A 14,386-nucleotide genomic window follows, 5' to 3' on the forward strand; every position below is an offset into this window, starting at 1 on the left:
CGATTATCTTCGGGCAGCATGAGGCCGGAAACTCCGCAATGCCTGACCACGACAATGCCTATCGCCAGACGATGAACCAGATATCGGCACTCATGGATCTGATGCGGCCGATGATAAATCATGTCGGCCATTTCACGGAGGCACTGGGTCGCCATGATGTCGAATTCAACAAGATTGGGCGTCACTTCCATGACCTGCGTCAGGACATGATCACCTTGCGAACTGGGCAGATGCAGATCAAGTCGGAATTGGCGGAATTCAAAGCGGATATCACAATACGTCTAGACGCAATCTTCATTCGGCTAGATGAGATAGAGAGCACCGGGGTGAGGAACGAAACTGCAATTCGCAACCTTGCTTCGGAGATGGTGCTTCAGCACAATACGATCCTCAACGCGCTGCAGGACAGCCACAACAACAAGCTTGCCCTTGAGCAGCTTGAGGAAAGACTGAGTGAGCTTGAGCGCGAGGTTCGTCAGTTGCGGCGCAACTGACGTCGATCGTTTACAAGGTCTCTCGCCATCCTTGTTGATAGACCACCCGCTCCACCCCCGCGAACCGTGCAACGCGCTGCAATTCCGCATCGAGCTTTTCCAGCCTTCCCGCAGACGCCCGCACGCCCTTTTCAAGCCACAGCCGTTTGACGTCCAGCACGCCCGCCTTGCGGTCAGCCTTCATGTCGATCCGGCCGATCATGCGGTCGCCTTCGAGAAGCGGAAAGACGTAATAGCCGTATTGCCGTTTCGGCTCCGGCACGAAAACCTCGATGCGGTAGGAGAAGTTGAACAGACGTTCGGCACGGTTGCGATTGCGCAGCAGCGGGTCGAACGGGCTGAGAACCCGGATGCGAGCCGGCGGTTCGGGGATTGCGCCGAGATGGTCCAGAAAACCGAGAAGCGCGAAAGAGGCGCGTGGACGGCTGCCATCGGCCGCTTCGATCACCACCTCCGTCAGTTCGTCGCGATGGCCTGCCACCCATGCCCGCGCCTCTTCCGGCGTGACGATGTCCCAAAAGGCCGAAAGTTCGCCCGATGTGGCGAAACCGAGTTTGGTCATGGCACTGCGGCAGGCCCAGTCGACGAACTCATCGTGCTCGACATCCGGCTCATGATGATGCGCGGCAATGACACGTTCGGTGAGATTGTAGACCTTCTGGAAATTCACCCGGCCAGCGATCGACAGCTTGCCGGTGTGCCAGTGATATTCGAGCGCGCTCTTGTTCGGATGCCAGTTCCACCAGCCGCCGGATTTGTGGTCCTCCACCTTCATATCGCGTGACATGATGGCGCCGTTTTCGGTGATGTAACGGAGCGTTTCCTCGAATGCGGAATCGAAGCCTTCGCCCTGCCATTTCCGCCAACGCTCGGCGAGGATCGGCGCGCGGCGGCGGAAGCGGTGTTTCCAGTAGCGGAAGAGCTTTGCCGGGATGATCGAGGCGTCATGCGTCCAGTGTTCGAAAAGCTCGCCGTCCTTTTCCAGAAGTGCCGTCAGATGCTCCCGCCTGTAGGTCTGGTTGCGGGAAAACAGGATCATGTGATGGGCGCGTTCCACCGTCGCGATACTATCCACCTGGACGAAACCGAGATCGTCGATGAGCTGTAGAAGATCTGCCTTGGGCAACGCGCGGCCGGGCGGAGCGGAAAGCTGTTGCCGCTCGAGGAAGATGCGTCGTGCCTGCTCGTTCGGAATCAGGATAGCCATGCGTGCGAGATTAGGTCGGCTTTACGCCCTTTTCAATGTTCTTTTTTTGTTCCGAATTCCTTTGTTGGCGATGCGGGTTTATAGACGCTGGGACATTTTGAGGATCTGGTTTGGATATCCATTTTGACAAGGTCGAGGTTCGCTTCGAAGGCCGCACGGTCATCCATCCGCTCGACCTGACGCTCAGCGAACGGCGGATCGGCATTATCGGGTTGAACGGCTCGGGCAAAACCACGATCGCTCGGATGATCAACGGGCTGGTCAAGCCATCCTCCGGCCGGGTCACGGTCAACGGCTTCGATACGCTTGCCCAGGAGGACGAGGCCCGCGGGCAAAGCGGCTTCATCTTTCAGAACCCGCAGAACCAGATCATTCTGCCGCTGCTGCGCGAGGATATCGCGCTTGGTCTCAAGTCGAGGAAACTTTCCAAGACAGACGTGACGGCCGCAGTCGATGCCGTGCTGGATCGTTTCGGCATCCGCCATCTCGGCGACCGGCGTGCGCACGAACTGTCCGGCGGGGAACTGCAGCTTGCAGCGCTCGCTTCGGTGCTCGTGACCCAGCCGAAGATCCTGGTGATGGACGAGCCGACCAACCAGCTCGACATCAAGAACCGAAACCTCGTGGAAGAGACGATCCGAACGTTGCCGGAAGACGTCATCGTCATCAGTCATGATCTCAATCTCGTGGAAGGTATGGAACGGGTCCTGCTGGTCCGGGGCGGGCGAATTGCAGCCGATGGGGAACCGGCTCGGGTGATTGGCGAATATCGGGCGATGCATGGAGTCCCGGCCTGATGCGCTCGCTGCATATCGAGGGCGACAGTGTTCTTCACCGGCTGCCGGCGGGGGTGAAGCTGGCGACGCTGGCCGTCATAAGCCTTGTTCTGTTCAAGATCGATATTCCCGGATTGCTCGCCGTGGCAGCGCTCGCCGGTCTCGTCGGACATGCATTGCTGCGAATCAGTACAGCGGAAATCTGGCACCGGATGCGCCCATTTGCGCTGATCGTTGTCGTCGTTGCGCTGTTCACGGCGGTTTTCAGCGGCACCACCGAAGGCCTTACGGCATTTTTCCGGCTGGCGGCTCTGGCACTGTTTGCCAGCCTGGTTACAGCGACGACCACGACCGGTGATTTTATCGACGTGATCACCAAGGCGGCGATGCCACTTGAGCGTCTCGGCGTTCTGAGGGCTCAGGATGTCGGCCTTTCGATCGGTTTGGTCATCCGTTTCGTGCCGGAAATCCTCAGCCGCTACGAAATCATCCGCGATGCGCATTACGCCCGTGGGTTGAAACCTCGCCCGCTTTCCATCATCGTTCCGCTGATCATCACGACGCTTCGAAGCGCCGACGAGATAGCCGTAGCCATTGACGCTCGCGGCATCCGCAGTCAGAAGTGAGGCAATCTCAGCCTTAAGGATACCGAAACCATGGCAACCCGCGACCTCGTTCTCTCAGCGCTCTTTGCTGCCATCATCGTGGCTCTCGGCCTGGTTCCCCCGATTATGCTCGGCTTCATCCCGGTTCCGATCACCGCCCAGTCGCTGGGCGTGATGCTGGCGGGCGTCGTGCTCGGCGCCAAGCGCGGTACGATTGCGGTGCTGCTCGTGCTCGTGCTTGCCGCGATCGGGCTTCCGGTTCTTTCCGGCGGCCGCGGCGGCCTTGCCGTGTTCATGGCGCCGACGACCGGCTATCTGATCGGCTGGGTTCTGGCGGCGTTTACAACCGGCTACCTGTCGCAGCTTCTCGTCAGCCATAGTCAGGCCGGCTTCGTGCAGACCGTCAACTTCTTCGTCGCCGCGCTTTTTGGTGGCGTGATCGTTCTTTATGTCTGCGGCATCAGCTATCTGGCGCTGGTCACAGGCCTCGGTTTCTCCAAGGCCTTCATGGGATCGCTCGCCTTCATTCCGGGCGACGTGCTGAAGGCGCTGATCGCAGCCCTTGCCGGCCGGGCCGTCATGGTCGGGTATCCGCTCCTGCCGCAGCGGGCATGAATTCAGTCGAGGAACGAATAGAGCCAGTCGCGCAGGTCTTCCGGCAGCGCGACCGAGCCGCCGCCTTCGTTATCCATCGCTACCCAGACGATCTCGACTTCGGCAACCGCCTCGTCGCCGCGGGTCATCCTGACAATAAAACCCGAGGACTTGCCGCCGATCTTGCTGACGCCGACATGGGTGTGGATGATATCGCCGATTGCAAGCGGCACGTGGAATGTTGCCGAGACCTTGCCCACGATGAAGGCCGGATCATCGGATGCAGCCCTGCGGCGACGCCAGAAATCGGCGACGGCCTCTTCCGCCCGATCGACATAGACCGAGCGGAACATCTGCCCGTTCATGTCGACATCGCGGAAGGTGACGCGAAAATCCGACGCTTTAATCCTATCCTTGACCACGTTTTCCCCTGAACCGCTATTTCCCCAGGCGTTATTCTTTCCGTCCAAACAAACGCAAGAGCAAGGGCTGGCGCTTGAAAAAGTGCCGCGGATGCGCCATGTCGTGAACATCCCACGCCGGGGTACACGACGGGAACGCCGCATGACCACGCGCCTTTACGAACATCAGATATTCCTTGAACACCCCGCACCGGAAGGTCATCCCGAACGGCCGGACCGGCTGCGTTCGCTGGCAATTGCGCTGCAGCATCCGAATTTCGACGCGCTTGACCGCAAGCAAGCGCCTCAGGCCAACGAGGATGCCGTTCTTCTAGCGCATCCGGAAGATCATCTGCGCGCCGTCATGCGCGAAATTCCCGAAGAGGACATTATCCGGCAGGTCGAAGCCGATACCTATGTCGGTCCGAAAAGCCTACAGGCAGCGCTGACCGGCATCGGCGGAGCGATGGCCGCCGTCGACGACGTGATGACCGGCAAGGTGGACAATGCCTTCGTTGCGGCCCGACCGCCCGGCCATCATGCCGAGAAATCGAAGGCCATGGGCTTCTGCCTGTTCAACAACGCGGCAATCGCCGCGCGCCATGCGCAGCAGACCTATGGGGTCGAGCGGGTAGCGATCGTTGACTGGGACGTGCATCACGGCAACGGAACCCAGGACATCTTCTGGGACGATCCCTCGGTGCTGTTCTGCTCGACGCACCAGATGCCGCTTTATCCGGGCACCGGCGCGAAAAACGAGACGGGCGCGAAGAATACGGTGGTCAATGCGCCGCTTTCGCCCAATGACGGCAGCGAACATTTCCGCGAGGCGTTCAAGGATCGCGTATTGCCGAAACTTAACGATTTCCGTCCGGATTTCATCATCATTTCCGCCGGTTTCGACGCTCACCACCGCGATCCCCTGGCGCAGATCAACCTTGTCGGCGACGATTTCGACTGGGCAACCGGGCGGCTGATGGAAATTGCTGGGAAATACGCCAACAACCGGGTCGTCAGCCTGCTCGAGGGCGGTTATGATCTGGAAGGACTGGCGGAATCCGCCGGCATGCATATCTGCAGATTGATGAGAGGATGAAGGACATGACCGAAACCACACGGGATCTGGATGGCCAGGTCGATGTGAGCGGCTATTCCTTCGAAAAGGCCGTCGCCGAACTGGAAAGCATCGTTGCGCGGCTGGAACGCGGCGACGTGGCGCTCGACGAATCCATTGCCATCTACGAGCGCGGCGAAGCGCTGAAGAAGCATTGTGAAAACCTGCTCACCGCCGCCGAAAACCGCATCGAGAAAATCCGCCTCGACCGCGCCGGCAAGGTGCAGGGCGTGGAGCCGCTCGACGGCGAATAATGCAGATCGGCGGCAATTGAAATCATAGGTTGCCATGGCCGGTTTCACTCGACTGTCATACTGTTCCTTCCTATATTATCCGTATGGACAAGGATCAGGTCATCGCCAAGCTCAGAGAGCACGAGACGGAGCTGCGCGCCGCGGGCGCTGAGCGGATGTCGATCTTTGGCTCGGTGGCCCGTGGCGAGGCGACCGAGGACTTCGATATCGATCTGTCTAAAGGCTCACTGACACGCATTCGCGATATTTTGGAGAACGGTTCTGCCGCTCTTGCCTATACGAAGGGCATGGACTTCGAAGCCTATATGGGAAACGGTCTTGTGCGGGATGCAACCGAACGCTGCTTCACTCGAATAGCGGAAGCGGGGGCCAAACTTGGGTCATTGGCGGTAGAGCTGTTTCCCAATCATGACTGGCTGGCGATGCGGCATCTGGGCAATGTCCTCTGCCACGATTACGACGGCGTTCTGGATGAGACGATCTGGTCGATGATCACCGATCGCCTCCCTCCCCTCATCGTTGAACTGGAAACCTTCCTGGCCCAATATCCCGAAGATCAGGAAACGCTCTAGCGAGGCCCCATGTCGTTTTTCCCTGGAACCGATCCCGCCGCCGGCGATGCTTTTGCCTGCGATGCGATCGAAAATCTCATCATCCCGCGATCCAGCGACATCGGCGGATTTTCCGTGCGGCGAGCACTGCCGAGCCGGCAGCGGCGGCTGGTCGGGCCGTTCATCTTTTTCGATCGCATGGGGCCGGCCATTCTCAAGCCCGATGAGGCGCTGGATGTGAAGCCGCATCCGCATATCGGGCTGTCGACCGTGACCTACCTGTTCGACGGAGAGATCAAGCATCGCGACAGTCTCGGCACCGAACTTGTCATCAAGCCGGGCGACATCAACCTGATGACCGCCGGGCGCGGCATTACACATTCGGAACGCACGCCGGAAAATCTGCGCGGGCATCCGCTCTCCATGTCCGGGCTGCAGACCTGGCTGGCACTGCCGGATAACAAGGAAGAGATCGATCCAGCCTTCGCCCATACCGGCCGGGAGGTGATGCCCGAGATCAACTGGGACGGCGCGCATGGGCGCGTGGTGATCGGTGCATTCGAGGGACTTTCCTCGCCGGTCGCGACCTTCACCGATACGCTCTATGTCGATCTGCGGCTCGAGCCCGGCAAAAGCTTCCCCTTTGGCGCAGGTCACGAAGAACGGGCGCTCTATATCCTCGCCGGGGAACTGGAGATCGCCGGTGATAGATTCGCCCCCGATCAGCTGCTGGTTTTTCGGGCCGGTGACGAGATCACGCTTCGCGCGGGGCCGCTCGGCTGTCACGTCATGCTGTTCGGTGGGGCGGCACTGAACTCGAAGCGTTACATCTGGTGGAACTTCGTTTCCTCGTCGAAAGAGCGGATCGAAAAGGCCAAGGAAGAGTGGCGAACGGGCCGTTTTGATATCGTTCCGGGCGACGAAGAAGAGTTCGTACCGTTACCCTCCCCCTTGCCCGCAGGCTAAAATCGATTAGAACCAAGTATTCGTGAAACTTGAAAAAGTCCGTTTTCTGCTCATCTTTCGAGACGAAACGTTTCAAGAAAACAAGAAGAGAAAGCCAGCTTCCGTGACTTCCCTGCCCGCGACGCCGCTGCTCGACACCGTCAAGCTTCCCGCAGACCTTCGAAAAGTCGATGACCGAGACCTGCCGAAGCTCGCCCGCGAAGTGCGCGACGAGATGATCGATGCCGTCTCCAAGACAGGCGGGCATCTGGGGGCCGGCCTCGGCGTGGTCGAGCTGACGATCGCCATCCACAAGGTTTTCAACACGCCCGACGACAGGCTGATCTTCGATGTCGGCCACCAGTGTTATCCGCACAAGATCCTCACCGGGCGCCGTGACCGCATCCGTACCCTGCGCCAGGAAGACGGGCTTTCCGGCTTCACGCGACGAGCGGAAAGCGAATACGATCCCTTCGGCGCCGCACATTCCTCCACCTCTATCTCCGCCGGCCTCGGCATGGCGGTCGGTGCGGAGCTTGCAGGCAAGAAGCGCAATGTGATCTCCATCATCGGCGACGGTTCGATGTCGGCCGGCATGGCGTTCGAGGCGCTCAACAATGCCGGCGCGCTGGATGCCCGGCTGATCGTCATCCTCAACGACAACGACATGTCGATCGCCCCGCCGACCGGCGCGATGAGCGCCTATCTGGCACGTCTGGCCTCCGGCCGCGCCTATATGGGCGTGCGCGAGATGGGCAAGAAGCTGACCGGGTATCTGGGCAAATCCATCGACCGGGCGATCACCCGCGCCGTCGAACATGCCCGCGGTTACGTCACCGGCGGGACGATGTTCGAAGAACTCGGCTTCTATCATATCGGCCCGATTGACGGTCATTCCTTCGATCATCTTCTGCCTGTGCTGCGCAATGTGCGCGACAATGCCCATGGTCCGGTGCTGATCCATGTGGTCACGCAGAAGGGCAAGGGTTATCCGCCGGCGGAAGCCGCGGCCGACAAATATCACGGCGTCAACAAGTTCGACGTCATCACCGGCGCGCAGACGAAGGCCAAGCCGAACGCGCCCTCCTATACGAGCGTCTTCGGTGACGCGCTGGTGCAGGAAGCCGGCTTCGACGACAGGATCGTCGGCATCACCGCCGCCATGCCCGATGGCACCGGTCTCGGCAAGATGCTTCAAGCCTATCCGTCGCGCACGTTCGATGTCGGCATTGCCGAACAGCATGCCGTGACCTTTGCGGCCGGCCTTGCGACGGAAGGTTTCAAGCCGTTCTGCGCCATCTACTCCACCTTCCTGCAGCGCGGTTACGACCAGGTCGTGCATGACGTGGCGATCCAGGGATTGCCGGTCCGCTTCCCGATCGACCGCGCCGGTTTCGTTGGTGCCGACGGGCCGACCCATGCGGGATCTTTCGACACGACCTTCCTCGCCACCCTGCCGGGCATGGTGGTGATGGCGGCCGCCGACGAGGCGGAGTTGAAGCATATGGTGCGCACCGCCGTCGCCTATGACGACGGCCCGATCTCGTTCCGTTATCCGCGCGGCGAAGGCGTTGGCGTCGAGCTACCCGAGCGCGGCGAAATCCTGCAGATCGGCAAGGGCCGCATCGTCAAGGAAGGCTCCAAGGTCGCGATCCTTTCGTTCGGCACACGGCTGAAGGACTGTTTGCTGGCCGCCGAAGATCTCGAGGCCGCAGGCCTTTCGACGACCGTTGCCGATGCACGTTTTGCAAAACCGCTCGACCACGAGCTGATCCGCCAGCTGGCCCGCCACCACGAGGTGCTGATCACCATCGAGGAAGGTGCGGTCGGTGGCTTCGGCAGTCATGTGCTGCAGTTCCTCGCCACAGAGGGCCTGCTCGACCACGGACTGAAGGTTCGCTCTCTGGTGCTGCCTGACATCTGGATGGAGCAGGCAAGCCCGGACGTCATGTATGCCAAGGCCGGCCTCGACCGCGCCGGCATCGTCAAGACCGTGTTCGGTGCGCTTGGAAAGACCGTGATCGGCGTGGGTGCAGCGAGCTAACCGCCTTTTCAGTTGCGCTGGCCTTGCATCATCATGTCGAATTCCACCACGTTGGAATAGATCGGCGTGCCGACATCCATGGCGTAGTGCGACCGGAGTATTCGGCCGCTGACGGTAAAACCGATGGTCCTGCCGTTCCACGAGGTCAGCTTCACATCGAAACTTTCCGCGCCACTATGCCCCTTGGCCGTCAGCGTGCCGGTGATGTGAGCGCTATCCGGACCCGTTTGATCGACACGATCGGACCGGAAGGTAATCGTGTCGTAATTATCGGTATCGAAAACCGCGCTGGACCGCAGAAACGCATCCACTCGCGTTTGACCCGTGGCGACGCTTTGCGGTTTCAGCTCGAAACTCACCATTGCATGGGTCAGATCTCCGGCCTTGAGATTAAAGCTGCCGGAGAATTTGGCGAAATTTCCTTTGATGCCGCCGCCGCCGACCTGATCGACGTGAAAGCGGATGCTGGACGAGCTGGTGATCGCGTAACGCCCGGCAGCCTCCATAAGACTGGGAGTGTTGGTCACCGCTGACGCGAGTTGCGGAAACGTCGAACAAAAAGCCATTGCGGCAAAAATTGTGGTTCTTCGGATCATGATACGTCACCTCCCTGACGGATCTTTTTCATCGATGGCCGCGAAAACCGAGCATGCGGAGCAAAACGGAATCGCGCCGTACATAGTGATGATAGAGCGCAACGCTGGCATGCAGTGCCACCAGCGCGAGGACGAGATAGGCGAGCACGGCATGTGCTGTTGTCCACCACGCTTCGGCGGCATCGGATTTCGCGACCGGCAGATGCGGGATGACGAAGAGATCAAAAGCGAAAGTCGGAATTTCCAGCGTTGAGACAGAAGCGATCATCCAGCCCGCAAGCGGAACCGCCAGCGCCAGGAGAAACAGCAGGTGATGCATGCCTCGAGCGGCCCGATGCTCGAGAGGGCTGATGCCGGCCACCGGTTTCGGCTGCGCAGCGAAAAGCGAATGGACAAAGCGTATCAGCGATACAAGCAGCGCCAACATGCCGAAAGACTTGTGCCATTGAAAAAGCGAAAACTGCAATGCCGGGTCGATGGACCCGCGCGTCATCACGAAGCCGAGCATGATCAGCCCGAGGATCAACACAGCGACCAGCCAATGCAGCGTGATCGTCAGAGAACCATACCGATCAGGACCTTTGGCATGACAATGCATGACTGGATTTTCCGATGCCTGTCCCGGCAGCTTTGCGCCGGGTTGGCGGCGGCTTCAACTCACAATCACTTGCGTCGTCTTAAAATATACCGAGCGATCGACCGTGACTGGTATCCCGGTCAGGCCGGATTTGCCCCGTCAAACTGCAGACGGGTGGAGGAACTGCGCAATCTGTGCCGCTCGAGGAACCAGCCAAGTGCCAGATGTATGGCGCAGCCCGCGAAAAGGATTGCCATCTGCACGCCGAGCGGCGCATGCGGGTTCACATCCATGTAAACGCTTGCGGATGCCGACAGAACGATACCGATCGAAAAGATTGGAAGGCTGTGCCGGCCGATCATCGAGACAGGCCGCAGCCAGCTCAATCGAGCAGCTTTTTTGACTATGTCGAGGTTCCAGGCGAGATAGAGAATGGCCAGAGCATCGACGATGCGCAGCGGCCCGCTGTTTGTCTTGGAGACCAGCTCCCTGTAGAAGCCCTGATAGGGCAGCTGCGCCCACTCCAGGAAATAGGCGAGATTCATCGGAATGGCGAGGATGGCGAAGACTGCTGCCAGTGCGAACGCCATTCTGTTATAGGGTAAGGGATCGCGTCCGGTCCTGATACGGATGCCGAGGACGACACCGATCGTGAAGATCAGCTGCCACGACAGCGGATCGAAATACCAGTGACCGCCTTCCTGAGCGAGGTTCGAAAGGTTCACGTGGCCCAGGCCTGCAATGACCCAGAGCGCAGCCGAAATCCCCACCAGCAGTAGGGGAAACCGATCATAAAGCACGAATACGAACGGCACCCAGAGCATCAGCACGATATACATCGGCAGAATATCGAGATCTCCCGGCATATAGACCAGCAGCAGCGCCTGTATTCCGCGCCAAAGCGGGTCGGCAAGAAAACCGGACACATATTCAACGACGCTGGTGTCGGCATATTCTATCGCCACCATGGAGGCGAATGCCGCCATAATCAGGAACAGCAGTAGATGCGCGAGATAGATGCGCCAGGCGCGGCGCCAAGGGCGCAGTAAGGAGAGATCGGCATTCGGGCGATAATAGGCGAGCGCGGAGGACATGCCGGCGAGCAACACGAAGAGTTCGGACGCGTCTGCAAAACCGCGCGAATGCTGGAACGTGGCAGAGAAGGTGAATTCGGCATGGCCAATAAAGATCAGCAGCAGCGTAATGCCGCGCAGAAGATCGATCCTGACTTCGCGTTGAATGCCCATAGGTGTCTCCGCGACAAGATCTCCATGAATGCCGCAGCCCCGTTCCTAGCGAAAAATCGCTACTGCTCGCTTTACGCGCTCCGAATTATTTTAGCGATTTTCGACTTATGCCCGATTTCGGGATTTTCCGCCGGTTGCAACGGCAAGGCGCCATTGCTCTTGCCTTGCGGACGGGAAACCGCCAAGAGAGCCGCATGAACCAGAATTCCTCATCCGTACGCCTCGACCAGCTGCTGGTCACGCTCAACCTTTTCGACAGCCGCTCGCGGGCGCGCGACGCGATTGCGCGCGGAACCGTCAAGGTCGACGGCAAGGTCATTACCAAGCCGGCGCAGACCGTATCGGCGGAAGCTGAAATCGTCGTCGATGATCCGGCAAGCACCTATGTCTCGCGGGCCGCGCTGAAACTGATTGCGGCGCTCGACCATTTCGGTCTCGACCCGGAAGGCCTCACCTGCCTCGATGTCGGCGCTTCGACGGGTGGCTTTACACAGGTTCTGCTGGAGCGCGGAGCTGCCCATGTCATCGCCGTCGATGTCGGCCATGACCAGATGCATGAGCGACTGAGGAACGACGAGCGCGTCACCAATATCGAAGGGTTGAACGCCCGCGAGATGACCGCTGACGACATCGATGACGAGCCGGTCGATTTCATCGTCTCCGACGTCTCGTTCATCTCGCTGAAGCTTGCGCTGCCGCCGGCACTGGATCTGGCGGAACCGGGCACAGCTTGCGTGCTGCTGGTCAAGCCGCAATTTGAGGCGGGGCGGGACAATGTCGGCAAGAGCGGGCTTTTGAAGCAGCCGGAGACGGCACCGGACGTTGCGGCGGAACTGGAGCGCTGGCTTGTCGAGGAGATGGGCTGGACAAGCCTTGGCCTGATCCCCTCGCCGATTGCCGGGGGAGACGGCAATGTCGAATTCCTGCTTGGCGGAAGGAAACCATCGTGAGCACGGTCACCATCACGATCGACCGGCTGGGCGCCCAGGGCCATGGCATTGCCGATGGCGAAGACGGTCCGGTCTATGTGCCCTATGCACTGCCCGGCGAGACGCTGGCGATCGCCCGTAACGGCGACCACGGCACGGTCATGTCCACCTCCAATCTCTCGCCGGACCGGATCGAGCCCGTCTGTCGGCATTTCGATCCCGATCGCGACAATTGCGGCGGCTGCTCGCTGCAACATCTCGCGGCACCGGCCTATCTGGCCTTCAAGCGCGGGCTCGTCATCGATGCGCTGAAATCGCGTGGGCTGACGCCGGAAGTCGGCGAAACGATCGCCTGCCATCCCGGCGAGCGACGCCGTACCGTGTTTTCCGTGCGCCGCACCGAGAAGGAACTGCTGCTCGGCTTCAACCGCGCAGAGACCAATCATATCGTTTCGATCGAGGAATGTCCCATCGCCTCGCCCGGCATCGTGGCGAGGCTCTCCGCAATCCGCACGGTCGCGGCTTCGCTTGCGCAAGGGGCGGAGACTTTCCGCCTTACCGTGCTGGAAACGCTCTCCGGACTTGATCTCGCGGCCGACGGTCTGAAGAAGCTCGACGACAAGCAGCGTCGTGCCGTGACCGAGGCAGTGCTTTCGCTGAAAGGTATCACGCGGGTTTCGGTGAATGGCGAGATCGTGCTCGAGCCGACCAAGCCGGTTATCGATTTCGGCGGCGTAAAGGTCTCCCCGCCCCCCGGTGCATTCACCCAGGCGACAAAACCTGCGGAAGAGGCGATGGCGGAACTCGTCATGAGCCATATCGGCAAGGCCAAGCGGGTGATCGATCTGTTTGCCGGTTCCGGCACGTTTTCGCTCAGGATCGCCCGCAAGGCGAAGGTGCATGCGGTCGAGGGCGAGGAGATGTCGATCAATGCGCTCGATCTGGCCGCCCGCAACACGCAGGGGCTGAAACCCGTCACCGTTGAGAAGCGCGACCTGTTCCGCCGTCCGATGACGACGAAGGAACTGAAGGTCTATGACGCAGCCGTCTTCGACCCGCCGCGCGCCGGTGCAGAAGTGCAGGTGAAAGAGATCGTCGGCTCCGGCATCAAGACGATCGTCGCTGTCAGCTGCAACCCGGCCACACTTGCCAGAGACCTCAGAATTCTCGTCGATGCAGGCTACCGGATTCAGTCGGTGACGCCGATCGACCAGTTCCTGTGGTCGCCGCATGTGGAGGCTGTGGCGCTGCTTTCGCGCTGATTAAAGGCAAACAGCCGTCCTGGTCGGGCGTCAGCGCTGCAGGAAAGCCTCGAAGGCGGCGCGCGCCTCGGCGCTTTTCAGACGGGCGGAAAAATGGACGAGTTCCTCGTCGATACGGGCGAGAACCTCATCGCGCGGACCACGGACGAGATCGCGGGCTATCTTCAACGCCTGGGCTGGTTTCTTGCCCAGCTCCGCGCCAATTGCCAGCGCCTCCATCTCCACCTCGTTCGGACCGACGACTTTCCAGATCAGCCCGGCCTCGAGTGCTGCCTCGGCCGAAAACCCTCCACCGGCGACCAGAAGCGCGAAGGCCCGTTGATGCCCCATGATCTTCGGCGCAAGCAGGCTTGATGCGGCTTCGGGAACCAGGCCGAGATCGACAAAGGGCGTCTTGAACAGGCTTCGGCCGGAGGCAACCGTCAGGTCACAATGAAGATTGAGTGTCGTGCCGATGCCGATCGCCAGACCGTCGACGCCCGAGACAAGCGGTTTTTCGGCCAGCGCCAGCGCCTTGATGAACAGGGCTCCGGCAGGCGGCTCGCTGGAGCCGGACATGGCGTAACCGACAAAGTCACCCATGTCGTTACCGGCGGAAAAACATCCTTCCGTACCGAAAAACACGACGGACTTCACTTCGTCATCGGCATTCGCCTGTTCGAGCGCTGCCGTCATGCGCTGATACATGGCGGCGGTGATGGCATTCTTCTTTTCCGGCCGGTTGAAGCGGATGATCATCACACCCGGATAGGCGTCGGTACGCTCGACGATGATATGTTCGGTCAAGATG

The 14,386-nt window shown here is 60.2% G+C and carries 17 protein-coding genes; 11 read left to right on the forward strand and 6 right to left on the reverse strand.

Annotated features, from left to right (window positions below):
* The first annotated feature begins 38 nt into the window (after nucleotides 1–38).
* Nucleotides 39–494 (forward strand): hypothetical protein, encoded by a 456-nt coding sequence (locus tag FHP24_RS06615; protein WP_139674574.1) that lies wholly within the window; start codon nucleotides 39–41, stop codon nucleotides 492–494.
* A 10-nt stretch (nucleotides 495–504) separates the two neighbouring features.
* On the opposite strand, the gene FHP24_RS06620 is transcribed toward FHP24_RS06615, so the two are convergent.
* Complete coding sequence (locus FHP24_RS06620; protein WP_139674578.1) at nucleotides 505–1,701, reverse strand: winged helix-turn-helix domain-containing protein; 1,197 nt, start codon at nucleotides 1,699–1,701, stop codon at nucleotides 505–507.
* Between the two features lie 110 nt (nucleotides 1,702–1,811).
* Here FHP24_RS06620 and FHP24_RS06625 point away from each other — a divergent pair, with 110 nt between their 5' ends.
* From FHP24_RS06625 to FHP24_RS06635, 3 genes are read left to right on the forward strand one after another with little or no spacing between them, the layout of a single operon-like run.
* Nucleotides 1,812–2,498, forward strand: coding sequence for an energy-coupling factor ABC transporter ATP-binding protein (locus FHP24_RS06625; RefSeq protein WP_139674581.1), 687 nt, complete (start codon nucleotides 1,812–1,814; stop codon nucleotides 2,496–2,498).
* Nucleotides 2,498–3,103: an energy-coupling factor transporter transmembrane component T family protein gene (locus tag FHP24_RS06630; RefSeq protein ID WP_139674583.1), complete on the forward strand. Its 606-nt coding sequence runs from the start codon at nucleotides 2,498–2,500 to the stop codon at nucleotides 3,101–3,103. The genes FHP24_RS06625 and FHP24_RS06630 overlap by 1 nt, the downstream gene beginning before the upstream one ends.
* A 30-nt stretch (nucleotides 3,104–3,133) precedes the next feature.
* Nucleotides 3,134–3,697 (forward strand): biotin transporter BioY, encoded by a 564-nt coding sequence (locus tag FHP24_RS06635; protein ID WP_139674587.1) that lies wholly within the window; start codon nucleotides 3,134–3,136, stop codon nucleotides 3,695–3,697.
* Nucleotides 3,698–3,699: 2 nt separating this feature from the next.
* Here FHP24_RS06635 and FHP24_RS06640 read toward each other — a convergent pair whose 3' ends face one another.
* Nucleotides 3,700–4,098, reverse strand: coding sequence for an acyl-CoA thioesterase (locus FHP24_RS06640; RefSeq protein WP_180355916.1), 399 nt, complete (start codon nucleotides 4,096–4,098; stop codon nucleotides 3,700–3,702).
* Nucleotides 4,099–4,240: 142 nt separating this feature from the next.
* Here FHP24_RS06640 and FHP24_RS06645 point away from each other — a divergent pair, with 142 nt between their 5' ends.
* The 5 genes from FHP24_RS06645 (at nucleotide 4,241) to dxs (ending at nucleotide 8,985) form a co-directional block, all read left to right on the forward strand.
* Nucleotides 4,241–5,173, forward strand: a complete 933-nt coding sequence (locus FHP24_RS06645) for a histone deacetylase family protein (RefSeq protein WP_139674594.1) — start codon at nucleotides 4,241–4,243, stop codon at nucleotides 5,171–5,173.
* Between the two features lie 5 nt (nucleotides 5,174–5,178).
* Nucleotides 5,179–5,445 carry an exodeoxyribonuclease VII small subunit gene (locus FHP24_RS06650; RefSeq protein ID WP_139674597.1) on the forward strand — a complete coding sequence of 89 codons (267 nt, stop codon included), beginning with the start codon at nucleotides 5,179–5,181 and terminating at the stop codon, nucleotides 5,443–5,445.
* Nucleotides 5,446–5,528: 83 nt separating this feature from the next.
* On the forward strand, nucleotides 5,529–6,017 hold the full coding sequence (locus FHP24_RS06655) for a HepT-like ribonuclease domain-containing protein (RefSeq protein WP_139674600.1): 489 nt from the start codon (nucleotides 5,529–5,531) through the stop codon (nucleotides 6,015–6,017).
* 9 nt (nucleotides 6,018–6,026) lie between these two features.
* Entirely contained in the window at nucleotides 6,027–6,962 is a 936-nt protein-coding gene (locus FHP24_RS06660; RefSeq protein WP_139674603.1) for a pirin family protein, read from the forward strand.
* A 103-nt stretch (nucleotides 6,963–7,065) separates the two neighbouring features.
* On the forward strand, nucleotides 7,066–8,985 hold the full coding sequence (gene dxs / locus FHP24_RS06665; RefSeq protein ID WP_180355917.1) for a 1-deoxy-D-xylulose-5-phosphate synthase: 1,920 nt from the start codon (nucleotides 7,066–7,068) through the stop codon (nucleotides 8,983–8,985).
* 8 nt (nucleotides 8,986–8,993) lie between these two features.
* Here the strand turns inward: dxs and FHP24_RS06670 are convergent, their stop codons facing one another.
* The 3 genes from FHP24_RS06670 to FHP24_RS06680 form a co-directional block, all read right to left on the reverse strand.
* Complete coding sequence (locus FHP24_RS06670) at nucleotides 8,994–9,581, reverse strand: YceI family protein (RefSeq protein ID WP_139674606.1); 588 nt, start codon at nucleotides 9,579–9,581, stop codon at nucleotides 8,994–8,996.
* 28 nt (nucleotides 9,582–9,609) lie between these two features.
* Nucleotides 9,610–10,179 carry a cytochrome b gene (locus tag FHP24_RS06675; RefSeq protein ID WP_139674609.1) on the reverse strand — a complete coding sequence of 190 codons (570 nt, stop codon included), beginning with the start codon at nucleotides 10,177–10,179 and terminating at the stop codon, nucleotides 9,610–9,612.
* A gap of 119 nt (nucleotides 10,180–10,298) precedes the next feature.
* Entirely contained in the window at nucleotides 10,299–11,405 is a 1,107-nt protein-coding gene (locus FHP24_RS06680) for an OpgC family protein (RefSeq protein ID WP_139674612.1), read from the reverse strand.
* A 194-nt stretch (nucleotides 11,406–11,599) separates the two neighbouring features.
* On the opposite strand from FHP24_RS06680, the gene FHP24_RS06685 reads away from it, so the two are divergent.
* Together FHP24_RS06685 and FHP24_RS06690 are read left to right on the forward strand one after the other, a co-directional pair.
* The gene (locus tag FHP24_RS06685) at nucleotides 11,600–12,355 is read left to right on the forward strand and encodes a TlyA family RNA methyltransferase (protein ID WP_139674615.1); all 756 of its coding nucleotides are present in this window, start codon (nucleotides 11,600–11,602) and stop codon (nucleotides 12,353–12,355) included.
* Nucleotides 12,352–13,596, forward strand: a complete 1,245-nt coding sequence (locus tag FHP24_RS06690) for a class I SAM-dependent RNA methyltransferase (RefSeq protein WP_139674618.1) — start codon at nucleotides 12,352–12,354, stop codon at nucleotides 13,594–13,596. The genes FHP24_RS06685 and FHP24_RS06690 overlap by 4 nt, the downstream gene beginning before the upstream one ends.
* Before the next feature lie 30 nt (nucleotides 13,597–13,626).
* Here the strand turns inward: FHP24_RS06690 and FHP24_RS06695 are convergent, their stop codons facing one another.
* Entirely contained in the window at nucleotides 13,627–14,382 is a 756-nt protein-coding gene (locus FHP24_RS06695) for a crotonase/enoyl-CoA hydratase family protein (RefSeq protein ID WP_139674621.1), read from the reverse strand.
* Between the last annotated feature and the right edge of the window lie 4 nt (nucleotides 14,383–14,386).

This window comes from Aliirhizobium smilacinae (genome assembly GCF_006335145.1).
GTDB classification, from domain to species: Bacteria; Pseudomonadota; Alphaproteobacteria; order Rhizobiales; family Rhizobiaceae; genus Neorhizobium; species Neorhizobium smilacinae.

What these genes read in the sequence shown, in the direction of transcription:
- FHP24_RS06615 (WP_139674574.1), top strand. Translation starts at nt 39, where the DNA reads ATGCCTGACCACGACAATGCCTATCGCCAGACGATGAACCAGATATCG.
- FHP24_RS06620 (WP_139674578.1), bottom strand. Translation starts at nt 1,701, where the DNA reads ATGGCTATCCTGATTCCGAACGAGCAGGCACGACGCATCTTCCTCGAG.
- FHP24_RS06630 (WP_139674583.1), top strand. Translation starts at nt 2,498, where the DNA reads ATGCGCTCGCTGCATATCGAGGGCGACAGTGTTCTTCACCGGCTGCCG.
- FHP24_RS06635 (WP_139674587.1), top strand. Translation starts at nt 3,134, where the DNA reads ATGGCAACCCGCGACCTCGTTCTCTCAGCGCTCTTTGCTGCCATCATC.
- FHP24_RS06645 (WP_139674594.1), top strand. Translation starts at nt 4,241, where the DNA reads ATGACCACGCGCCTTTACGAACATCAGATATTCCTTGAACACCCCGCA.
- FHP24_RS06650 (WP_139674597.1), top strand. Translation starts at nt 5,179, where the DNA reads ATGACCGAAACCACACGGGATCTGGATGGCCAGGTCGATGTGAGCGGC.
- FHP24_RS06655 (WP_139674600.1), top strand. Translation starts at nt 5,529, where the DNA reads ATGGACAAGGATCAGGTCATCGCCAAGCTCAGAGAGCACGAGACGGAG.
- FHP24_RS06660 (WP_139674603.1), top strand. Translation starts at nt 6,027, where the DNA reads ATGTCGTTTTTCCCTGGAACCGATCCCGCCGCCGGCGATGCTTTTGCC.
- FHP24_RS06670 (WP_139674606.1), bottom strand. Translation starts at nt 9,581, where the DNA reads ATGATCCGAAGAACCACAATTTTTGCCGCAATGGCTTTTTGTTCGACG.
- FHP24_RS06675 (WP_139674609.1), bottom strand. Translation starts at nt 10,179, where the DNA reads ATGCATTGTCATGCCAAAGGTCCTGATCGGTATGGTTCTCTGACGATC.
- FHP24_RS06680 (WP_139674612.1), bottom strand. Translation starts at nt 11,405, where the DNA reads ATGGGCATTCAACGCGAAGTCAGGATCGATCTTCTGCGCGGCATTACG.
- FHP24_RS06685 (WP_139674615.1), top strand. Translation starts at nt 11,600, where the DNA reads ATGAACCAGAATTCCTCATCCGTACGCCTCGACCAGCTGCTGGTCACG.